This window comes from Nafulsella turpanensis ZLM-10 (assembly GCF_000346615.1).
GTDB lineage: Bacteria > Bacteroidota > Bacteroidia > Cytophagales > Cyclobacteriaceae > Nafulsella > Nafulsella turpanensis.
Map to the genome: position 1 here is coordinate 1 of NZ_ANNU01000057.1, position 2319 is coordinate 2319.

Annotated in this window: 3 protein-coding genes; 2 read left to right on the top strand and 1 reads right to left on the bottom strand. The window is 40.2% G+C overall.

Annotated features, from left to right (window positions below; genetic code table 11):
• Nucleotides 1-151: 151 nt before the first annotated feature.
• Both F752_RS0119490 and F752_RS0119495 read left to right on the top strand, forming a co-directional pair.
• The gene (locus tag F752_RS0119490) at nt 152-469 is read left to right on the top strand and encodes a transposase (RefSeq protein WP_017733427.1); all 318 of its coding nucleotides are present in this window, start codon (nt 152-154) and stop codon (nt 467-469) included.
• Nucleotides 469-1368 carry an IS3 family transposase gene (locus F752_RS0119495; protein ID WP_017733428.1) on the top strand — a complete coding sequence of 300 codons (900 nt, stop codon included), beginning with the start codon at nt 469-471 and terminating at the stop codon, nt 1366-1368. The genes F752_RS0119490 and F752_RS0119495 overlap by 1 nt, the downstream gene beginning before the upstream one ends.
• A 142-nt stretch (nt 1369-1510) precedes the next feature.
• Here the strand turns inward: F752_RS0119495 and F752_RS24650 are convergent.
• On the bottom strand, nt 1511-2319 hold an 809-nt coding region (locus F752_RS24650), incomplete at its 5' end, for an NB-ARC domain-containing protein (RefSeq protein ID WP_040664927.1).

A 2319-nucleotide genomic window follows, 5' to 3' on the forward strand; every position in this document is an offset into this window, starting at 1 on the left:
GTTTACCCTCAGTTAAATTATTTACTTTTACAATAGGAATTCCTTCTTCTACAAACTTTCCCGGCTGTACAATACCATAGGAAATGTCTTAGCCCCCTAAAAGACTGGAGAGTTTTTGAAACGAAATTCAGAAACTTTAAATTAGGGAAATATGAGCAGGTCATACAAGAAATGGAGTAAAAAAGAAAAGCTGGCAATTTTGAAAGCAGCGGAAGAAGAAGGAGTGGTTTCAGCCTGTCGGAAGCATGAGGTGAGCACGGCTACGTTTTATCACTGGAAGAAGGTTTACGACCAGCATGGAGAGGCTGGCTTTCAGCAGGATAAATCCTCCTCTGAGCAGATTTATAAGAAATTAGAAGAGGAAAATAGGAGGCTTAAAAAACTGCTGGTGGACAAAGACCTGGCTCTGGAAGTACAGAAGGAACTTCTAAAAAAAAAGTTTGGGACCGACGATCCAAGGAAAATATAGTGGACAGGCTTTCTGCCGCTTATAAGGTGAGCAAACAGCGGGTTATGAGGCATGTAGGGCTTTCTTCCAGCAGTTATTACTATAAGCCTACAGAAGGAAGAAAAGGGCAGATTCCCAGCACAATTACACGCCATAAAGAACAAGGGAAAGTAGATAACAGCAAAGTCGTAGAGCGGGTAAAGGATATTCTCTCCGAGCCCTTCCAGGACTATTGGGGCTACCACAATATCACTGCTGAACTTCGGGAAACAGGCTATCTCATTAATCATAAGAAGGTGTATCGCCTGATGAAAGAAGCCAGATTGCTACGTCCTTCTACTCGTCTGCGGCCTAAGCCCAGCAAGCGGAAGTATGTGCAGTTCAGGAAGATAGAAACAACACGTCCTTTGGAGTACGTGGAGATGGATATCAAGTGTGTCTGGATACCAGAAAAAGGGAAGCAGGCTTACCTGCTTAGTCTCCTGGATGTGCATACCAGAAAGGTGCTGGCTTACAGCTTCGACTGGAATATGAAGCAGCATAAAGTAATTGAACTGTATGCAAGGCTGATTGATGAGGGGAAACTACCTGAGGGAACCATCATCAGGAGCGATAACGGCAGCCAGTTTATAGCGGCTAATGTTCGTCAATACCTGGAAATGGTAGGCATGGACCAGGAGTTCACTCATGTAGCGACCCCTGAGGAAAACGGGCATGTAGAGGCTTATCATGGTATCCTGAAAAACGAACTCTTCCAGAGATATGAATATTTTAATTTTGCCCAGGCTAAGCAGCTTATTGATGAATATGTGCAGTATTACAACAACAAACGAAGGCATGGGAGCCTAAAGAGACAGACTCCAGAGCGTGTATGGTTGAGGGAAAAGCACCTATTGGAGGCAAAAGCCTGCGCCGCTTAGACAGATAGAACAGGTAATACTTTTTTTCTTTTTCTAATGCCCCTCACTGAAAAAGGGGGTATTGGAAAAGGAAAAAAAACTAAATGAAGCAGGAAATTATCGAGAACTTTTAACCTTTGTCGATTACAATACCTCTCCAGTTTCACGGGGTCTTAAACACATTATTATTTCTAATACTTGCTATTTGCTTAACTAATTGTACAGATTCTACATCCGTTAATCCTGTAAGCAATCTTCGGTATTCAAGTTCACCTAAGCCAATTCTCGAAGTAATAGCAACCTTACATCGTAGTTGTGCTTCTCTGATGAAATCTTTTATTGTTCCATCCAATATCGTTTCTAAATTGTCAATAATTAAGAGAACATTAAAAACTTCAAAATATTCTAATATTTCACTTATCTGTTCTTTAATGTTTAGCTTTTCAGAATTTACGATACCTGATATACTTTCGAGAACCTCGTACGAACTTCGTAATGCACTATTGATTTCTTGGATACCAGTCGCTGTCAACATGGTAGTTTTTGCGGTGGTCCAAATAATTAAGTCAAAAGGGCACTTATCTTTCAAATCAATAATGTCATAAGCCACCTTTAGCATTAATGAGGTTTTTCCTACTCCCCCATCGCCTATGATACTAACTACTCTATTGTTGCTAAGGATAAGCTTTTTAACATCCTCAACATCTTTTTTTCTTCCAATAAACCCAGTTTCATCAAAGTCTGGAATGGGTAGGTTGTTTGAAATGATTGTATCATTAAAGGCATAGGAGGGTATTGAAAGTGATAGAACATAATAAGGATCTTTTTCAATTCTCTGTTTTATTTCAATTGTTTGTATCCATGGGATGTTGGAGTAAGTATTTACCTCTAAAATAAAGGCAAAGACAGTACTAAAAGGGAGTGTAAACGCAACTGTGTCAACTGGCTTTTTCGGTGTTACGGCGAAGCCTA

Excerpts from the sequence above, each read along its gene's own strand:
- F752_RS0119490 (WP_017733427.1), top strand. The coding sequence starts at position 152 with ATGAGCAGGTCATACAAGAAATGGAGTAAAAAAGAAAAGCTGGCAATT.